Raw genomic sequence first — 516 nt, 5'->3', positions numbered from 1 at the left:
GCAAGCTGAAACCAATGAACCAACCCCGGCAGACCAAACGGTTAAGGTTGGTGAAACCCCAACAGCAGAGAAATCCATCTCTAACTTGCCAGAGTTGCCAGCAGGAACAACAGTTTCCTTTGAAAGTCCAGTGGATACAACAACAGCAGGCGATAAACCAGCTACTGTAGTTGTGACTTATCCAGATGGATCTCAAGATAAGGTTCCAGTGACTGTTAAGGTTGAAGAGGCTTCAACGCAAGCTGAAACCAATGAACCAACCCCGGTAGAACAGACAGTCAAAGTTGGTGAAACCCCATCAGCAGAGAAGTCCATCTCTAACTTGCCAGAGTTACCAGCAGGAACGAAAGTATCCTTTGAAAGTCCAGTGGATACAACAACAGCAGGCGATAAACCAGCTACTGTAGTTGTGACTTATCCAGATGGATCTCAAGATAAGGTTACTGTGACTGTTAAGGTTGAAGAGGCTTCAACGCAAGCTGAAACCAATGAACCAACCCCGGCAGAACAGACAGT

Annotated in this window: 1 protein-coding gene; it reads left to right on the top strand. The window is 46.3% G+C overall.

Annotated elements, in window-relative coordinates; translation table 11 throughout:
• Positions 1-516, top strand: a 516-nt coding sequence (locus ACXM1Q_RS09415) for a Rib/alpha-like domain-containing protein (protein WP_458517826.1), incomplete at both ends; no start/stop codon positions are given.

The sequence above is a fragment of the Streptococcus sp. 10F2 genome, assembly GCF_054331515.2.
This window is presented reverse-complemented; position numbering and strand designations above follow the sequence as displayed.